The organism is Xanthobacter sp. NM-25, assembly GCF_022138605.1.
Lineage (GTDB): Bacteria > Pseudomonadota > Alphaproteobacteria > Rhizobiales > Xanthobacteraceae > Xanthobacter.
In genome coordinates, this window is record NZ_JACBFS010000002.1 from 472,009 (window position 1) to 490,227 (window position 18,219).

Sequence of the window (18,219 nt, forward strand, 5' to 3'; positions counted from 1 at the left end):
TGATCGTCAGACGGGGAGCACGCCTTTATGAAGATCTTGGTGCCCGTGAAGCGGGTAGTGGATTACAACGTCAAAGTCCGGGTGAAGTCGGACGGCTCGGGTGTCGAGCTGGCCAATATCAAGATGTCCATGAACCCGTTCGATGAGATCGCGGTGGAAGAGGCTCTGCGCCTCAAGGAAGCCGGCAAGGCGACCGAGGTGGTGGCGGTGTCCATCGGCCCGGCCCAGGCTTCCGAAACCCTGCGCACGGCTCTGGCCATGGGCGCGGACCGCGGCATTCTGGTGAAGACCGATACGGCGGTGGAGCCGCTGGCGGTGGCCAAGATCCTGAAGGGCGTGGTGGGTGAGGAAGCCCCCGGCCTGGTGATCCTCGGCAAGCAGGCCATCGACGACGACTGCAACCAGACCGGCCAGATGCTGGCGGCGCTGCTGGGCTGGCCCCAGGGCACCTTCGCCTCGAAGGTCGCGGTGGAAGACGGCGGCTTCGCGGTGACCCGTGAGATCGACGGCGGCCTGCAGACGGTGACCCTCAAGGGCCCGGCGGTGGTGACCACCGACCTGCGCCTCAACGAGCCGCGCTATGCCTCGCTCCCCAACATCATGAAGGCCAAGAAGAAGCCGATCGCCGAAAAGACCCCCGCCGACTACGGCGTGGACGTGGCGCCGCGTCTTCAGGTGCTGAAGACCGCGGAGCCCGCCGGCCGCAAGGCGGGCGTGAAGGTCGGCTCGGTGGCCGAGCTGGTGGCCAAGCTCAAGGACGAGGCGGGGGTGATCTGATGGCGACTTTGCTTCTCGCCGAACACGACAATTCTTCTCTCAACGGCGTCACCGCCAAGGCCCTGACCGCCGCCGCCGCCCTCGGCGCCCCGGTGGACGTGCTGGTGGCCGGCAAGGATGCCAAGGCGGTGGCCGAGGCAGCCGCCAAGCTGTCCGGCGTCAACAAGGTGCTGCTGGCCGACGACGCGCTCTATGCGCATCGCCTGGCCGAGCCGCTGGCGGCCCTCATCGTCTCGCTGGCGCCGGGCTATGACGCCATCGTCGGCCCCTCCACCGCCATGGTGAAGAACGTTCTGCCCCGCGTCGCCGCTCTGCTCGACGTGATGCAGATCTCCGACATCATCAAGGTGGACGGCGCCGACACGTTCGAGCGTCCCATCTATGCCGGCAACGCCATCCAGACCGTGAAGTCCACCGACGGCAAGAAGGTGATCACGGTGCGGACCGCCTCGTTCGCCGCCACCGCCGAAGGCGGCGCGGCGCCCGTCGAGGCGGTGGCCGTGGCGGCCGATCCGGCCGTTTCCACCTTCGTGGAAGAGGCCATCGCCGCCTCGGACCGTCCCGAGCTCACCGCCGCCAAGATCATCGTGTCGGGTGGCCGTGCGGTCGGCTCGCGCGAGAAGTTCGCCGAGCTGATCGAGCCTCTGGCGGACGAGCTGGGTGCGGCCGTCGGCGCCTCCCGCGCCGCGGTGGATGCCGGCTACGCCCCCAACGACTGGCAGGTGGGCCAGACCGGCAAGGTGGTCGCCCCCGAGCTCTACGTGGCGCTCGGCATCTCCGGCGCCATCCAGCACCTGGCCGGCATGAAAGACTCCAAGGTCATCGTCGCCGTCAACAAGGATGAGGAAGCCCCCATCTTCCAGGTGGCCGACTATGGTCTCGTGGGTGACATCTTCACCGTGGTACCTGAGCTGAAGGCGGAAATCGCCAAGATCAAGGGCTGAGGGCGCGCGGCCGCGAGGGTTCGCGGCCGCCGTCCGCCGTCGACGCGCAGCACCGTGGGGATCTTCTATCCCGATGGTGACTTGCCGTAAGATCACCGGCACCGGGCCGTCGGCCCGGGCCAATCCCTATTCGGGCGCCGTCCCCCGGCCCCAAGGCAAAATGAGAGAATCATGCCGGTCGAGATCAAGAAGGTCGGGGTTATCGGCGCCGGCCAGATGGGCAACGGCATCGCCCACGTCTGCGCCCTGGCGGGCTATGACGTGTACCTCAACGATTTGGATCCCGAGCGGATCCGCGCCGGCATCGCCACCATCAACGGCAACATGGCCCGCCAGGTCTCCAAGGGCCACGTCACCGAGGAGGCCCGCCAGGCCGCCCTCGCCCGTATCCAGGTGGCCAACGCCACCGAGGATCTCGCCCCCTGCGACCTGGTGATCGAATCGGCCACCGAGCGGGAAGAGGTGAAGCGCAAGATCTTCATCGGCCTGTGCCCGGTGCTGCGGCCGGATGCGCTGCTGGCCTCCAACACCTCCTCCATCTCCATCACCCGCCTTGCCGCCGTCACCGACCGGCCGGAGCACTTCATCGGCGTTCACTTCATGAACCCGGTGCCGCTCATGGAGCTGGTGGAGCTGGTGCGCGGCATCGCCACCGACGACGCCACTTTCGACCTGGCCAAGACCTTCGTCTCCAGCCTGGGCAAGACCTATGCGGTGGCCGAGGACTTCCCGGCCTTCATCGTCAACCGCATCCTGCTGCCGATGATCAACGAGGCCATCTACACCCTGTACGAGGGTGTCGGCTCGGTGGACGCCATCGACAAGGCCATGCGGCTCGGCGCCAACCATCCCATGGGTCCGCTGCAGCTCGCCGACTTCATCGGCCTCGACACCTGCCTCGCCATCATGCAGGTGCTGCACGAGGGGCTGGCCGATTCCAAATATCGCCCCTGCCCGCTGCTGGTGAAATATGTGGAAGCCGGCTGGCTCGGCCGGAAGACCCATCGCGGCTTCTACGATTATCGCGGCGAAAAGCCGGTGCCCACCCGCTGATCGGGCGAGCGCACCGCGATACCATTTTAAGATCCTCCCTGCAAAAGCCCGGCTCAGCCGGGCTTTTGTTCGTCTGAAGGCGAGGATGGGGCCTTCGGCGGCCGCCTCGCTCGCCTCCACGGCCGAGGAGTCAGCCCTCGCAGAGCGCTTCCTCGGGCGCGCTGGCGGCGGTGGCCGGCAACTCCACCCGCTGCACCAGCCCCCCACCGGGGCGGTTCACCAGGGTCAGGCGCCCTCCATGGCGGCCGATGATCTCATTGGCGATGGCCAGCCCCAGCCCGGCCCCGGGGATCTTCGCCTGGCGCGCCGGATCGACCCGGAAAAAGGGCTCAAATACCTGTCCCATCAAGGCTTCAGGGATGCCCGGCCCATCGTCCTCGATGCTGAGAACCGCCCGCGCCTCCCCCTGCCCCCCGGCATCCCGCCACAACGCCACACGGGCGCCCCCACCATGGGTGGCGGCATTGACGATGAGGTTGCGCAGCGCCCGTTTCAGAGACAGGGGCCGAGCCAGGACGAGAACCGGCTCCGCCTTCAATAACAAGGCCTTGCGACCGCTTTCGACGGTTTCCGTCACCACCTCCGCCACCAGCCGGTCGAGCCAGACCGGCGCGCCGGGACCGGCCTCCACCTCCTCCCGCACCAGCCGAATGGCGCTGTCGGCGATGCGGTCGAGCTCGGCGAGATCGGACAACCACTGTCCCCGCTCCTCGTCATCGGCGATGAATTCCGCCCGCAAACGCATACGGGTCAAGGGAGTCCGCAGATCATGGGCGGCCCCGGCGACGATCCGCATCCGGCTGTCCATGGCCCCCTTGAGCCGGGCAGACAGGCGATTGATGGCGGCAGCCGCCGCCCGCACCTCAGCCGGCCCCTCCTCCGGCAACACCGGTGGCTCGCCATTGGGCCCGATCTGCGCCGCCGCTTCCTCGATCAGCGACAAGGGCTTCATCAACCGCCGCATCACCAGCAGCACCACCACGGTGATGCCCGCCACCATCAGCACCAGCCAGGTGGCGAGATTCAAGGTCCAGCTGGGATGCCCCCCGGGCCCCGGCGGCAACGGCAGGCCGAACAGGCGATCATTGGTGACCAGCCAGCGGCCGTCGGGCAACTGCAGCGCCGCCAGAGGCGGACCGCCATCGGCGGGCGCGACAACCCGCACCGCCCCTGTCTTTCCAAAGCGTTGCAACGCCCGCGCGAGATCCTGAGACGGGAAGTCCAGCACCCCCCCCGCCGGCGGCTCGGAGCTTAGGCCCACCCCGGTCCGCCCAATCCCGGGCAGCGCGTCCGGAGCTTTGGCGGCGAGGTCGGCGAGAAAGGCCAACTGCCCTGCGGTCTCCTCCGCCATATTGGGCGGCGGGCCCGACGGCGCGGTGATGAAGAAGGAGGCGACGTTGGCAAACGCCACCACCAGCACCATGGCCACCACCATCAGCGCCGTCACTTGCGCGCGCAGGCTTTTCATCGGCAATGCCTTGATCGGCAGTGGCTTCATGCGGTGGCATCCTCGATCTCGACCCGCACAGCCAGCTGGTAGCCGCCGTTGCGCAGGGTCTTGAGGATCTGATAGGCACCCTGGTCGCCGAGCTTACGGCGCAGCCGGCTGACCAGCACGTCCACCGAGCGGTCGAAGGGCCCGGCCTCGCGGCCCTTGGTGATATCCAGCAATTGCTCGCGCGAGAGGATACGCCCCGGCCGCTCCAGAAAGGCCATCAGAAGATCGAACTCGGCGCCGGTGAGCGCCACCTCCGTGCCGTCCTCGGCGGTGACCCGGCGCAGGTCCGGCTCGGCGCGGAAACCGGCGAAATGGAAGGCGCGCGGCGTCTCCGCCTGCGCCTCGCTGGGCGCGGTGCGCCGCAGCACGGCGCGGATGCGCGCCACCAGCTCGCGCGGGTTGAAGGGCTTGCCGAGATAATCGTCGGCGCCGATCTCCAACCCGATGATGCGGTCCACATCCTCCTTCAGCGCCGTCAGCAGAATCACCGGCACGTTGGAAGTGGCCCGCAGGTCGCGACACAGATCGAGACCGGACACGTCGGGAAGCATCAGATCGAGCACCACGAAGTCGATACGCTGGGTGGCCAGCTTCTCCCCCATCTCCTTGCCATCTCCGGCAGTGGAGACGCGGAATCCCTGGCCCACCAGATAGCGGCTCAGAAGCTTGCGGATCTCCTGGTCGTCATCGACGACGAGAATATGGGCGCCACTCTCCACGGGCTTTGGCCTCCTGTCCTTCATTGTCCTTATCCGTCTTTGCCCGTGTCCCCGCATGGCGGCGTGCAACGATCCGTTGCTCGGCCGCCGGATGCAACATTCAGATACATTTTGGCCCTCCGGGAATACGTTGGGAAACCTGCGGACCTTCACCAGCAACAGGAACGGGGCACTGTCCGGCCATCGCAAACGTCACGGAGGCGGTAAAGATGGTGCGCCAAAGTGTTCGGATTCTGCTGTTATCGAGCGTGGTGACGAGCGTCGCCCTGGTCGGCGTGGCGGCAGCCCAGAACAGCTCCGGCAAGACCCAGGATCGGTTGCCGCAGATCGCCAGCGAAAGCGTGATGGCCCGCACGCAGGTCGCCGCGCTGGATCGTCCGCCTGGACAGCCGCTCGCGGGTCCGCAGCTGGCTTCGGCTGGCCCCCACCCGCAGCCGCCCTTCGCGGCCGCTCCGGGCCCCGTCCGGCCCGGCCAGCCCGGCGGGCGCCGCATGGGACCGCCAGGCCCGCCGCCGCCCGGCCCACTCGCTTTGGCAGGTCGCCTCGCCGCGGCCGAAACGGCCATCGGCATTCGCGTCGACCAGCTTGATGTCTGGCGGGACTTCACCGATGCCCTGCAGGCCACGGCCACGCCGCCCCGGCCGGCCCGCCGGCCCGCTCGTCCGGCGCGATCCGATACCGCCGAGGCAGACGCTCCGGCGCCGTTCAGCGGCATCGAGGCGATGGCGAGCCGCCTGCAGGAGCGCGGCAAAGCCGGCGAGCAGCTGGCTAAGGCAACCGCCGCCCTCAAGGCCAAGCTGACCCCCGCCCAGCTCGAGCGGGTGGCCCGGCTGGGTCCAGCCCTCATGCCGCCGCGGCGCCCGGCGCCGCCCGCTCCGCTCGGCGGCCCCAACGGGCCGGATATGCCGGGACCCGACATGACCGGGCCCGAGATGGATGGCCCCGGGCCCGACGGACTGGGCCAGCCCTGAGTTCGCCTCCGCCTGAGCACATCAGCCGGAGGCTTCGGAAAGGAAGGGATTCTCGCCGCCCTGATCGTCCCTTCCCCACAGCGGGTGCGTTTCGACGCACCCGCTGTTTCTTTATGAGGGTCATGACCCGAAGGTTCATGGCCGGCGCCGCCCACCCTCTTCGCGCTGCAAGAAGACGCGGCCGTCATACGGTTGTAGCATCATCTGCCTATACACCCTGAAAACGGTTTCAGGACATCGACCCGAGGGCACGACCCACGTGAAGCTATGTCCGCCCGTCGGCGCTGGCATGACGGTCACGGTTGAAACCGGAAACAGGGACTGGATGCGGAGAGTGCCGTGGCCCGGGTCGTCACCATACGCACTGTCGCCGAGCGGGCGGGCTGTTCCATCGCCACCGTCAGCCGCGTCATTAACGGCTCGGCCCGCACCAGCCCGGAGGTGGAAGCCCGGGTGCGCGCCGCGGTGCAGGAACTGGGCTTCCGCCCCAGCGAGATCGGCCGCTCGCTGAAGACCCTGCGCACCCGCACCCTGGGCGTGGTCATCCCCAGCCTCACCAACCCGGTGTTCGCCCTTTCGGTGTCGGGCATGGAGGATGGCGCGCGGCAGCGCCGGCATACCCTGCTGCTCACCACCACCGACTATGACCCCACCCGTGAGCCGGAGATGGTGGAAACCCTGGTGGCGCAGAATGTGGCCGGGCTGGTGCTGACGGTGACGAATGCCGACAGCAATCCCTCCCTCGACCTCTTGGAGGCGGAAGGCATCCCCTACGTGCTGGTCTATAACGAGCCCACCCGGCCGGACCGAGCTGCTGTGTGCGTGGACAACGCCGGCGCCACCCGCGCCCTCACGGAGGCGATGATTGCCGATGGCCATCGGCGCATCGTCTATCTCGGCGGGCGCTTCGCCAGCTCCGACCGGTCACGCCGGCGCTATCTGGGCTACGTCACCGCCATGGAAGGGGCGGGGCTGCCCCCCGAGCCGGCGGTGGAGCTGGATTACCTCGGCGATGCCGAAGGCCACGCCCGTGCGCTCGCCGCCCTGTTCCGCGACCGGCACCACCCCACCGCCGCCTTGTGCTCCAACGATCTCCTGGCCATCTCGGTGGCCGGTGCCCTGCGCAAGCTCGGCCTGGAGGTGCCCGGCGACGTCTCGGTGGCAGGGTTCGACGGCATCAGCCTCGGCAGCCTGATCACCCCGGCGCTCGCCACCATCGCCACGCCCAACCGGCGCATGGGCGAGCGGGCCGTGGAAAAGCTCTTCGAGATGATCGAGCAGGGCGAGCCGCCCAGCATCGAGCACCTCGACTACACCATTCGCCCGGGAGGCACGCTCGCCTCTGCACCGGGCGGGACGGCGGAAGCCCGCGAGCAGCATCCGCCATGTGCCGCGTACCAGACCGTTCCTCCCTCATCATCACCGACCAGCGATTGAGGTTCACCATGCTTCGCCTGATCTCACGCGCGCTCCTGGCGGGCGCGCTCGGCTGCGGCCTCACGGCGCTTGCGGCGCCCGCCGCCTCGGCCGCCGATGCCATCTGCTACAATTGCCCGCCCGAATGGGCCAATTGGGGCGCCATGCTGAAGGCCATCAAGGCCGATACCGGCATCGACGTGCCGCAGGACAACAAGAACTCCGGCCAGTCCCTCACCCAGATCCTGGCGGAAAAGGCGAGCCCGGTGGCCGATGTGGCCTATCTGGGCGTCACCTTCGGCATCAAGGCCAAGGATGCCGGCGTCACCCAGCCCTACAAGCCCAAGGGCTTCGAGGAGATCCCCGAAGGCCTCAAGGACAAGGATGGCAATTGGTTCACCATCCATTCCGGCACCCTCGGCTTCTTCGTGAACAAGGAGGCCCTCGGCGGCGCGCCGGTGCCGGCCTGCTGGGCCGACCTGCAGAAGCCCGAATACAAGGGCATGGTGGGCTATCTCGACCCCACCAGCGCCTTCGTGGGCTATGTGGGCGCCGTGGCGGTGAACAATGCAATGGGCGGCAGCCTCGACAATTTCAAGCCGGGCGTCGACTACTTCAAGAAGCTGCAGGCCAATGACCCCATCGTGCCTAAGCAGACCTCCTATGCCCGCGTCGTCTCCGGCGAAATCCCGATCCTCTTGGATTACGACTTCAATGCCTACCGGGCCAAATATAACGAAAAGGGCGACTTCGCCTTCGTCATCCCCTGCGAAGGCACGGTGGTGGTGCCCTATGTGATGACCATGGTGAAGGGCGCGCCGCACCCGGAAGCCGCCAGGAAGATCCTCGACTATGTGCTCTCCGACAAGGGCCAGGCCATGTGGGCCCAGGCCTATCTGCGCCCTGCCCGGGCGGTGGAGCTGCCCAAGGAAATCTCCGAGCGCTTCCTGCCGGCGGCCGATTACGCCCGCGCCAAGCCGGTGGACTATGCCAAGATGGAAGCCGCCCAGAAGGGCTTTGCCGAAGCCTATCTGAACGAGGTGAAGTGAGCACCTCGCCACTCACGCCCCACCCCCCTCAGGGTGGGGCTCCTCCTCCGCCCCCAGCCGTGAAGCCGCGCCCATGACCAGCGCCGACCGTCTCGCCCGCCTGTTCCTGCTGCCCTTGTTCCTGTTCGTGGCCGCCTTCTTCGTGCTGCCGCTGGTGCGGCTCGTCGCGGTGGCGGGTGGCGGACCCAACGGCGCCATGGAATATCTCGCCATCCTCACCAACCCGCGGCATCTGCAGACGCTGATCTCGACCCTGCTGCTGTCAGCGGCGGTCACCTTCGCCACCCTCGCCATCGGCACGGTGGTGGCCCTGTTCCTCGCCCGCAACAGCTTTCCCGGCCGGGCGCTGCTGGTGTCCCTGCTCACCTTGCCCCTCGCCTTCCCCGGCGTGGTGGTGGGCTTCATGATCATCCTCCTCGCCGGGCGCCAGGGACTGCTTGGCAACGCCACCCAGGCGCTGGGGCTGGGCAAGTGGGTGTTCGCTTATTCCATGGGCGGGCTGTTCGCGGGCTATGTCTATTTCTCGCTGCCGCGGGTTCTGGTGACCCTGATGGCGGCGGTGGACAAGCTGGACCCGAACCTGGAGGAGGCCGCCCGCTCGCTGGGCGCCAGCCGTTTGCACGTGATGCGGGACGTGACCCTGCCGGGCATCGCCCCGGCGCTGATCGCCTCCGGCGCCATCGCCTTCGCCACCGCGGTGGGGGCGTTCGGCACCGCCTTCACCCTCGCCACCCGCATCGATGTGCTGGCCATGACCATCTATACGGAGTTCACCCTCAACGCCAATTTCGCCACCGCCAGCGCCCTGTCCCTGGCGCTGGGGCTGATCACCTGGGGCGTGCTGGCGCTCACCCGCAGCCTCTCGGGCTCCGGCGTCGCGGCGGCGGGTTGAGGATCTTCCATGAGCCCACGTTCCATGAGCCCCCATCGCCTGACTTTCGCTTTGCAGCTCCTGGTGACCCTTGTGGTCGCCGCCTTCCTGCTGGTGCCCGCCGGCGCCTCCATCCTCGCCGGCTTCACCGCCAATTACTTCCGCGGCCTCAGCTCCGGCCTGACCCTCGATTGGGTGAAGGAGGTGCTGAAGCTCTATTCGGACACCATCGGCTTCTCCATCGCTCTGGCGCTCGGCACCCTCGCCGTCACCCTGGTGCTGGGGGTGCCGGCGGCCTGGGCTCTGGTTCGCAGGCCCGGCCGCATGGCGCGACTGGTGGAAGAGGTGGTGACGCTGCCGGTGGCCATTCCGGGCCTTGCCCTCGCCCTCGCCCTCATCATCGCCTATGGCGGCTTCCGCGAGTTCCGCATGAGCCCCCTGTTCATCCTGGTGGGGCACGTGCTCTACACGTTGCCCTTCATGCTGCGCTCGGTGATGGCGGTGCTTGCCGCCGTGGATGTGCGCACCCTCGAGGAAGGGGCAGCCTCGCTCGGCGCCTCACCGCTGCAGCGGTTCTTCCATGTGGTGGTGCCCAACGCCAAGGGCGGCATTCTCGCCGGCGCACTGATGGTGGTGACCCTCTCCATCGGCGAATTCAACCTCACCTGGATGCTGCATACCCCACTCACCAAGACCCTGCCGGTGGGCCTTGCCGACAGCTATGCCTCCATGCGGCTGGAGATCGCCAGCGCCTACACGCTGGTGTTCTTCGTGATGATCGTGCCGCTGCTGGTGGCGATCCAGATGTTCGGCCTCGAACGCCCCCTCAAGACCCGCGCCCAGACCCCCACAAAGGCCAACAGGGGCCCGCCGCTGATCGCCGGAGAACAGCCATGACCTTAACCGCCACCGGCGCCGCCATCACCCTTTCCGGCTGCGGCAAGACCTTTGCCGACGGCACCCGGGCGCTGGAGCCGCTCGACCTCTCCATTCCGGCCGGGGAAACCCTGGTGCTGCTCGGCCCCTCGGGCTGCGGCAAGACCACGCTTCTGCGCATCATCGCCGGCCTGGAGAGCCCGGACGCCGGCGGCCACATCGCCTTCGACGGCGCGGACGTGACCACCCTGCCCATCGAGAAGCGCAACGTGGGCATGGTGTTCCAGTCCTATGCCCTGTTCCCCAACATGAGCGTCATCGACAATGTCGCCTATGGCCTTCGGGTACGCGGCGTCGCCAAGGCCGAGCGGCTGCGCCAGGCCCACGCGGTGCTGGAGATGATGCGCATCGACACCCTGGCGGAGCGGCGCATCACCCAGCTTTCCGGCGGCCAGCGCCAGCGGGTGGCGCTGGCCCGGGCGCTCGCCGTGCGGCCGCGGGTGATCCTGCTGGACGAGCCCCTCACCGCCCTCGACGCCGCCTTGCGCGAGCATCTGCGGGCCGAGATCGATTCCCTGCTGCGCCGGCTCGCCATCACCGCCATCTATGTCACCCATGACCAGGCCGAAGCGCTGGCGCTGGGCGACCGCATCGTCGTCATGCGCCAGGGCGCCATCGCACAGGTGGGCACGCCGCGCGAGGTCTATTTCCAGCCGCAGAACGATTTCGTCGCCACCTTCGTGGGCATCACCAATCGCCTCGCCGGAAGCCTCAAGGCCGGCCATTTCGCCAGCGCCGCCGGCAGCCTGCCGTTTGCGGGGGCGGACAAGGCGGAAGCCACCCTGCTGTTCCGCCCGGAGGCGGCCAGCCTGTGCGCGCCGGAAGAAACGGGGCTCGTCTTCCAGGTGGAACAGGTGCAGTTTCAGGGGGCGCGGCAGCGCGTGGTGCTGGCCGGGGCCGACGGGACGCGGGTGGTGGTGGAAGCCCCCGCCGAGCAGCTCGTCGCCGCCGGCGCGGCCATGGGGCTGCGGCTCGATCCGTCTCGCCTGTCCCTCGTGTGATGGTTGCCGACACCGCCCATGCTCATCGCCCAGCTCACCGACACCCACATCCGCCTGCCCGGAACCCTCGCCTATGACGTGGTGGACACCGCCGTCTTCCTCGAAGCGGCGGTCCGCCACATCCTGACGCTGACGCCGCGCCCCGACGCGGTGATCGTCACCGGCGACCTCACGGATTTCGACAAGGCCGAGGAATATGCCCGCTTCCAGCAGATCCTCGCGCCGCTGCCCATGCCGGTCTTCCCGGTGCCCGGCAATCATGACAGCACGCAGGGCGTGCTGGCCGCCTTTCCGGCGGTGGCCCACCGCGCCACGGCCGGCAAGGCGCACTATGTGGTGGATGAGTTTGCCCTGCGTCTGGTGATGCTGGATTCCAGCGTGCCGGGCCGGCCCCATGGGGAGATCGGCGCCGCCGGCCTCGCCTTCCTGGAGGGCACCCTTGCGGCTGCGCCGGCGCGGCCCACCTTCATCTGCGCCCACCATCCACCCTTTCTCACCGGCATCCGCCATATGGACGTGCAGAACCTGTTCGACGCGGCGGATCTGGCGGCGGTGATCCGCCGGCATCCCCAGGTGCTGGGCTATACCTGCGGCCATGTGCACCGCGCGGTGACCACCACCTTCGCCGGCATCGCCGCCACCATCGCCCCGGCGCCGGCCCATTCGGTGAGCCTCGCTCTCGATCCGCAAGCCCCGCCCACCTTCCATATGGAGCCGCCGAGCCTCGCCCTGCATCGCTTCGCCGACGGGCAGCTGGTGACCCACCGCAGCTTCATCGGCGACTTCCCCGGGCCCTTCCCCTTCTTCGGGCCCGACGGGCGCATCATCGGCTCGGCGCGCTGACCTTCGGCCCCGACATCCGCGGCAGGTAGCTGCCGCCCTCCCGCGCCAGGAAGGCCTGCAGGGCCTGGCCGGCGGGCAGCAGGCGCTTGCCCCGCGCCCGCACCACCAGCCACTGGCGCATCACCGGCAGGCCGCGGACCTCGAGGATGGTGAGGCGGCCGTCCGCCACCTCCGCCGCCACCGTGTGGGCGGAGATGAAGGACAGGCCGAGCCCCGCCATCGCCGCCTGCTTGATGGTCTCGTTGGAGCCGATCTCCATGGCGATGGGGGGCGGCGGAGCACCGGCTTCGGCGAACACTTTCTCCATCAGCATGCGCGTGCCCGACCCCTCCTCGCGCATCAGGAACGCCTCGCGCGCCAGATCGTGCGGGGTGAGGCGCCGCCGCCGGGCCAGCCGGTGCTCCGGCGGAGCGATGACCACATGGGGGTGATCGCCGATCACCTCCATCTCGGCATCGAGATCCAGCGGCGGGCGGCCCATCACCGCCAGATCCACATCGAGATTGGCGAGGCCGGCGATGATGTCCGCCCGGTTGCCGATGACCAGTTTCAGCTCGATGGCTGGATGGCGCTTGCGAAAGGCGGCGAGCGCCATGGGCGCGAAATATTTGGCGGTGGAGACCACTCCCACCACCACCGCGCCGGCATCGGGGCTCTTCAGCGCGAGGATGGCCCGCTCCGCCTCGCCGAGCGCCTGGGACACACGCTGCGCCGCAGCAATCAGCTCCTTTCCCGCGGCGGTCGGTCGCAGAGCGCCGGCCACCCGCTCGAACACGGGCATGCCCAGTTCTTCCTCCAGCGCCTTCATCTGGGCGGTCACCGCCGGCGGGCTCAAATTCAGCTCCTGCGCGGCTTTGGCATAGGAGCCGGAAGCCGCGGCCAGGGCCACCAGACGCAGCTGCTTCAAGCTCCAGTGCAGTGCCATATTCAGATTTCCTGAATTCGATATTCAGATCATTCAAATTTACCGAATGCGCGGCCCGATGCAACTTTCGTTCAACAAAAGAGGAGGTCGCCATGGGTGCCGACGCCGCCATCGGGCAGATCAAGGATGCGAAGAAAAGGTACGCCGCCGGCGTGCTGAAATATGCCCAGATGGGCTATTGGGATGGGGACTACCAGCCCAAGGACACCGATGTCCTGGCCCTGTTCCGCATCACCCCGCAGGAGGGTGTGGACCCGGTGGAGGCCGCCGCCGCGGTGGCCGGTGAAAGCTCCACCGCCACCTGGACCGTGGTGTGGACCGACCGCCTCACCGCCGCCGACGTCTACCGCGCCAAGGCCTATAAGGTGGAGCCGGTGCCGGGCCAGCCGGGGCAGTATTTCTGCTGGGTCGCCTATGATCTCGACCTGTTCGAGGAAGGCTCCATCGCCAACCTTACCGCCTCCATCATCGGCAACGTCTTCTCCTTCAAGCCGCTGAAGGCGGCGCGGCTGGAGGACATGCGTCTTCCCGTCGCTTATGTGAAGACCTTCCGCGGCCCGCCCACCGGCATCGTGGTGGAGCGCGAGCGCCTCGACAAGTTCGGCCGCCCGCTTTTGGGCGCCACCACCAAGCCGAAGCTGGGTCTTTCCGGTAAGAATTACGGCCGCGTGGTCTATGAAGCCCTGAAGGGCGGCCTCGATTTCGTGAAGGACGATGAAAACATCAACTCGCAGCCCTTCATGCACTGGCGCGACCGCTTCCTCTACTGCATGGAAGCGGTGAACAAAGCGCAGGCTGAGACCGGCGAGGTGAAGGGCCACTACCTCAACATCACCGCCGGCACCATGGAGGAGATGTACCGCCGCGCCGACTTCGCCAAGGAGCTCGGCTCCGTGGTGGTGATGGTGGATCTGATCGTCGGCTGGACCGCCATTCAGTCCATCTCCAACTGGTGCCGCGAGAACGACATGATCCTGCACATGCACCGGGCGGGACATGGCACCTACACGCGGCAGAAGAACCATGGCGTGTCGTTCCGCGTCATCGCCAAGTGGCTGCGCCTCGCCGGTGTCGATCACCTGCATGCGGGCACCGCCGTGGGCAAGCTGGAAGGCGACCCCATGACCGTGCAGGGCTATTACAACGTCTGCCGCGAGATGGTGACGCAGACCGACTACACCCGCGGCCTCTATTTCGATCAGGATTGGGCCGGCCTGCGCAAGGTGATGCCGGTGGCCTCCGGCGGCATCCATGCCGGCCAGATGCACCAGCTCATCGACCTGTTCGGGGAGGATGTGGTGTTGCAGTTCGGCGGCGGCACCATCGGCCATCCCGATGGCATCCAGGCCGGCGCCACCGCCAACCGGGTCGCCCTCGAAGCCATGATCCTCGCCCGCAACGAGGGGCGCGACATCCGGAACGAGGGGGCGGAAATCCTCATCACCGCCGCCAAGACCTGCGCGCCCCTCAAGGCCGCGCTCGATACCTGGGGTGAGGTGACCTTCAACTACGCCTCCACCGACACGTCTGATTTCGTGCCCACCGCGTCTGTCGCCTGAGGACACTGCCATGCGTATCACTCAAGGAACCTTTTCCTTCCTTCCCGACCTCACCGACACGCAGATCAAGGCTCAGGTCCAGTATTGCCTGGAACAAGGCTGGGCGGTCTCGGTGGAATACACGGACGATCCCCATCCCCGGAACAATTACTGGGAGATGTGGGGCCTGCCCATGTTCGATCTCAAGGATGCCGCCGGCGTGTTCGGCGAGATCAACGCCTGCCGCGCCACCTTCCCGAACCAATATGTGCGGGTGAATGCCTTCGACTCCACCCGCGGCTGGGAGACGGTGCGCCTGTCCTTCCTGGTGCAGCGGCCGGCCAAGGAAGACGGCTTCCGGCTCGATCGCACCGAAGGGCCCGGCCGCACCCAGCGCTATGCGATGCGCCATCGCGCCCAGTTCGAGGCGCGCTGACCGCAGCACGCACGGCCCCCGGCGCGACGACTGCCCCCGCCGGGGGCCCCTTTCAGGTTTCTTCCATCGTGTCACCAGCGCGGCTGTTCCCACCGCGCAACTTAGCCGAGGATCGAGCGATGCTTGACGCAACCCTCTCCGCACCGTCCGCCGCGTTGCCGGCGCGGGACGCCGACGGCACGCTCGACCTCGGTGCTCTCTTCACCGAGAGCGAGGTTCCTGAATTCCTGGCCGATCTCGAAGCCGACCTGATCGGCCTGAAGCCGGTGAAGCGGCGCATTCGCGAGATCGCCGCCCACCTCGTCATCGGCCGCGCGCGGGAAAGCCTCGGCCTCAATGCCGGTGCCCCCACCCTGCACATGGCCTTCACCGGCAATCCCGGCACGGGCAAGACCACGGTGGCGCTCAAGATGGCGCAGATTCTCCACCGGCTGGGCTATGTGCGCCGGGGTCATCTTGTCTCGGTGACGCGGGACGATCTCGTGGGCCAGTATATCGGCCACACGGCACCCAAAACCAAAGAGATCTTGAAGAAAGCCATGGGCGGCGTCCTCTTCATCGACGAGGCTTACTACCTGTACCGCCCGGAGAACGAGCGGGACTACGGGCAGGAGGCCATCGAGATCCTGCTGCAGGTGATGGAGAACCAGCGCGACGATCTGGTGGTGATCCTGGCCGGCTACAAGGACCGCATGGACCGCTTCTTCGAGAGCAATCCCGGCTTCCGCTCCCGCATCGCCCACCACATCGACTTCCCCGATTATGAGGACGACGAACTGGTGGCCATCGCCAAGACCATGGCCGAGGCGGCCGACTACCGCTTCAGCGCCGAGGCCGAGCAGGCGCTCGCCGATTATGTGACGGCGCGCCGAGCCCAGCCCAATTTCGCCAACGCCCGCTCCATCCGCAACGCCTTCGATCGCATGCGCCTGCGCCAGTCGCTGCGGCTGTTCGACCAGGGCGGGCTCACCGACCGTGATGCGCTTGAAACCCTCACCGAAGGGGACGTGCGGGCGAGCCGGGTGTTTTCCGGGGGCATCGACGCTCCCCAGCCGGGACCGGTCGTTTGATTTTCTGGCGCCGCCCGACGGCGCATGGGGACAAGAACAGGTGAGACGGCCCGCAAACGGGCCGCAGGGCAAAGACCCTCAGGGAGATGAACGTCATGTTGGAGCCGATCCTGGAGCCGGCCGCCGCCGCTCTGATCACCGATCCCCACGCGCCGCCGGCCGCGTCCGGAGAAGCCGCCCGCCCGGCCCCGCCCGTGGCACCGCTGGGCACGCCTCTGGCCGAAGTGCTCGACGCCTGGGCCGGCGCCGACACCCGCCGCCGAAGCGTGAGCGACACCCTGACCGCGCTGGCGGCTGGCGCCATCGCGCTGGCGGCACGGATCTCCGAGGGTCCCCTCGGCGGCGATTTCGGCGCCACTCTGTCCTCCGGCGAGGCCGGTGAGGGGCAAAAGGCCCTCGACGTCATCGCCAACGACCTCATCATTGCGGCGCTCGCCACCGCGCCGGTGGCGGCGGTGGCCTCCGAGGAAAACGAGGCGGCGGTGGAGCTCAACCCCGACGCGCCGCTCCTGGTCGCCATCGACCCCCTCGACGGCTCCTCCAACATCGATACCGACCTGTCGGTGGGCACCATCTTCGCCGTGCTGCCCCGCCCCGAAGGCGCCACCGGCGCCGATGCCGCCGCCTTCTTCCAGAGCGGACGCGATCTACTGGCCGGCGGCTATGTGATCTACGGGCCGCACGTGGCGCTGCTGCTGAGCGTGGGCGCCGGCACCTGGCATTTCGCCCTCGACCGCGCCGGCACCTTCCGCCTCGCCGAAGCCAACGTGGCGGTGAAGGAGAGCACGGCGGAATTCGCCATCAACATGTCCAACTACCACCATTGGGACGATCCGGTCCGGGCCTATGTGGATGATTGCCTGGCCGGCCGGAAGGGCCCGCGCGAGCGCGATTTCAACATGCGCTGGGTGGCCTCCATGGTGGCCGACGCCCACCGCATCCTGCGGCGCGGCGGCATCTATCTCTACCCCGGCGATACCCGGAAGGGCTACGCCCAGGGCCGGCTCCGGCTGCTCTATGAGGCCTTCCCCATCGCCTTCCTGATGGAGCAGGCGGGCGGTGCCGCCACCGACGGGCGCGGCGCCATTCTCGACCGCACCGCCAGCGCCCTGCACCAGCGGGTGCCCCTGGTGTTCGGCTCCCGCGAGGAGGTGGCCCGGGTGGGCCGCTACCACGACGAACCCGCCGGCCACGGCGCCCGCTCGCCGCTGTTCGCGCGGCGCGGCCTGTTCATCTGACCGGGCGGGAGCCATAAGATGTCGATCAAGCATCCCATCATCGTCGTCACCGGCTCGTCGGGGGCCGGCACCACCTCGGTCAAGCGCACCTTCGACCAGATCTTCCGCCGCGAGGGCGTGAAGGCGGCCTATGTGGAAGGCGATGCCTTCCACCGCTACGACCGGCTGGAGATGCGCGAGCTGATGGCGGCGGAAGCCACCAACGGCAACCGCCATTTCAGCCATTTCTCGCCCCAGACCAATCTCTTGGGCGAGCTGGAGACGCTCTTCCGCGACTATGGCGCCACCGGCTCCGGCCGCTTCCGCCATTATGTGCACGATGCGGACGAAGCTCGCCTCTACGGCGCCGAGCCGGGGCGCTTCACCCCCTGGGAGGCGGTGGAAGACGGCACCGATGTGCTGTTCTACGAGGGCCTGCACGGCGCCGCCGTCACCGACGAGGTGAATGTCGCCCGCCATGCGGACCTGAAGATCGGCGTGGTGCCGGTGATCAATCTCGAGTGGATCCAGAAGATCCACCGCGACAAGGCCACCCGCGGCTATTCCACGGAAGATGTCACCGACACCATCCTGCGCCGGATGCCCGATTACGTGCGCTACATCTGCCCGCAGTTCACGGAGACGGACATCAACTTCCAGCGGGTGCCCACGGTGGACACCTCGAACCCGTTCGTCGCCCGCTGGATCCCGACGCCCGATGAATCCATGGTGGTCATCCGCTTCCGCGATCCCCATGGCATCGACTTCCCCTACCTCCTGTCGATGATCCACAACTCCTTCATGTCGCGGGCGAATTCCATCGTCATCCCGGGCAATAAGCAGGATCTCGCGATGCAGCTCCTGCTCACCCCGCTGATCATGAAGCTGATGGACCGCAAGCGCCGAGCGGAGTGAGCCGCACCGACGCTGAACCCGAGCTCCTCCTCGCGCGGGA

18 protein-coding genes are annotated in these 18,219 nt (G+C 67.9%); 15 read left to right on the top strand and 3 right to left on the bottom strand.

What is annotated here, in order from left to right; all coding sequences use genetic code 11:
- The first annotated feature begins 27 nt into the window (after positions 1-27).
- The 3 genes from MEU52_RS07990 to MEU52_RS08000 all read left to right on the top strand — a co-directional run bounded on the left by MEU52_RS07990 (position 28) and on the right by MEU52_RS08000 (position 2,774).
- The gene (locus tag MEU52_RS07990; protein WP_238120488.1) at positions 28-777 is read left to right on the top strand and encodes an electron transfer flavoprotein subunit beta/FixA family protein; all 750 of its coding nucleotides are present in this window, start codon (positions 28-30) and stop codon (positions 775-777) included.
- Positions 777-1,721, top strand: coding sequence for an electron transfer flavoprotein subunit alpha/FixB family protein (locus MEU52_RS07995; RefSeq protein WP_238120487.1), 945 nt, complete (start codon positions 777-779; stop codon positions 1,719-1,721). The genes MEU52_RS07990 and MEU52_RS07995 overlap by 1 nt, the downstream gene beginning before the upstream one ends.
- Before the next feature lie 171 nt (positions 1,722-1,892).
- The gene (locus MEU52_RS08000; protein WP_238120486.1) at positions 1,893-2,774 is read left to right on the top strand and encodes a 3-hydroxybutyryl-CoA dehydrogenase; all 882 of its coding nucleotides are present in this window, start codon (positions 1,893-1,895) and stop codon (positions 2,772-2,774) included.
- A 130-nt stretch (positions 2,775-2,904) separates the two neighbouring features.
- Here the strand turns inward: MEU52_RS08000 and MEU52_RS08005 are convergent, their stop codons facing one another.
- Both MEU52_RS08005 and MEU52_RS08010 read right to left on the bottom strand, forming a co-directional pair.
- Positions 2,905-4,272 (bottom strand): ATP-binding protein, encoded by a 1,368-nt coding sequence (locus MEU52_RS08005; RefSeq protein WP_238120485.1) that lies wholly within the window; start codon positions 4,270-4,272, stop codon positions 2,905-2,907.
- Positions 4,269-4,991, bottom strand: coding sequence for a response regulator (locus tag MEU52_RS08010; protein WP_238120484.1), 723 nt, complete (start codon positions 4,989-4,991; stop codon positions 4,269-4,271). Before MEU52_RS08010 ends, MEU52_RS08005 begins: the two co-directional genes overlap by 4 nt.
- Positions 4,992-5,200: 209 nt before the next feature.
- Between MEU52_RS08010 and MEU52_RS08015 the strand changes: the two genes are divergently transcribed.
- The 7 genes from MEU52_RS08015 (at position 5,201) to MEU52_RS08045 (ending at position 12,078) form a co-directional block, all read left to right on the top strand.
- Positions 5,201-5,962 (top strand): Spy/CpxP family protein refolding chaperone, encoded by a 762-nt coding sequence (locus MEU52_RS08015; protein WP_238120483.1) that lies wholly within the window; start codon positions 5,201-5,203, stop codon positions 5,960-5,962.
- A gap of 339 nt (positions 5,963-6,301) precedes the next feature.
- Positions 6,302-7,399 carry a LacI family DNA-binding transcriptional regulator gene (locus tag MEU52_RS08020; protein WP_238120482.1) on the top strand — a complete coding sequence of 366 codons (1,098 nt, stop codon included), beginning with the start codon at positions 6,302-6,304 and terminating at the stop codon, positions 7,397-7,399.
- An 8-nt stretch (positions 7,400-7,407) separates the two neighbouring features.
- Entirely contained in the window at positions 7,408-8,427 is a 1,020-nt protein-coding gene (locus MEU52_RS08025; protein WP_238120481.1) for an ABC transporter substrate-binding protein, read from the top strand.
- A 73-nt stretch (positions 8,428-8,500) separates the two neighbouring features.
- Positions 8,501-9,319: an ABC transporter permease gene (locus MEU52_RS08030; protein ID WP_238120480.1), complete on the top strand. Its 819-nt coding sequence runs from the start codon at positions 8,501-8,503 to the stop codon at positions 9,317-9,319.
- Positions 9,320-9,328: 9 nt separating this feature from the next.
- Entirely contained in the window at positions 9,329-10,195 is an 867-nt protein-coding gene (locus tag MEU52_RS08035) for an ABC transporter permease (protein WP_238120479.1), read from the top strand.
- Entirely contained in the window at positions 10,192-11,235 is a 1,044-nt protein-coding gene (locus MEU52_RS08040) for an ABC transporter ATP-binding protein (RefSeq protein ID WP_238120478.1), read from the top strand. Before MEU52_RS08035 ends, MEU52_RS08040 begins: the two co-directional genes overlap by 4 nt.
- Positions 11,236-11,253: 18 nt before the next feature.
- Positions 11,254-12,078 (top strand): phosphodiesterase, encoded by an 825-nt coding sequence (locus MEU52_RS08045; protein ID WP_238120477.1) that lies wholly within the window; start codon positions 11,254-11,256, stop codon positions 12,076-12,078.
- Here MEU52_RS08045 and MEU52_RS08050 read toward each other — a convergent pair.
- Entirely contained in the window at positions 12,059-13,003 is a 945-nt protein-coding gene (locus tag MEU52_RS08050; protein ID WP_238120476.1) for a LysR family transcriptional regulator, read from the bottom strand. The two genes, MEU52_RS08045 and MEU52_RS08050, sit on opposite strands and share 20 nt — an antisense overlap.
- Before the next feature lie 92 nt (positions 13,004-13,095).
- Between MEU52_RS08050 and MEU52_RS08055 the strand changes: the two genes are divergently transcribed.
- The 5 genes from MEU52_RS08055 (at position 13,096) to MEU52_RS08075 (ending at position 18,179) form a co-directional block, all read left to right on the top strand.
- Positions 13,096-14,562 (top strand): form I ribulose bisphosphate carboxylase large subunit, encoded by a 1,467-nt coding sequence (locus MEU52_RS08055; RefSeq protein ID WP_238125011.1) that lies wholly within the window; start codon positions 13,096-13,098, stop codon positions 14,560-14,562.
- Between the two features lie 10 nt (positions 14,563-14,572).
- Positions 14,573-14,977 carry a ribulose bisphosphate carboxylase small subunit gene (locus tag MEU52_RS08060; protein WP_238120474.1) on the top strand — a complete coding sequence of 135 codons (405 nt, stop codon included), beginning with the start codon at positions 14,573-14,575 and terminating at the stop codon, positions 14,975-14,977.
- 119 nt (positions 14,978-15,096) lie between these two features.
- Positions 15,097-16,047, top strand: a complete 951-nt coding sequence (cbbX, locus tag MEU52_RS08065; RefSeq protein ID WP_238120473.1) for a CbbX protein — start codon at positions 15,097-15,099, stop codon at positions 16,045-16,047.
- 95 nt (positions 16,048-16,142) lie between these two features.
- Positions 16,143-17,285: a class 1 fructose-bisphosphatase gene (locus MEU52_RS08070; RefSeq protein WP_238120472.1), complete on the top strand. Its 1,143-nt coding sequence runs from the start codon at positions 16,143-16,145 to the stop codon at positions 17,283-17,285.
- A gap of 18 nt (positions 17,286-17,303) precedes the next feature.
- Positions 17,304-18,179 carry a phosphoribulokinase gene (locus MEU52_RS08075; RefSeq protein WP_238120471.1) on the top strand — a complete coding sequence of 292 codons (876 nt, stop codon included), beginning with the start codon at positions 17,304-17,306 and terminating at the stop codon, positions 18,177-18,179.
- Positions 18,180-18,219: the final 40 nt, after the last annotated feature.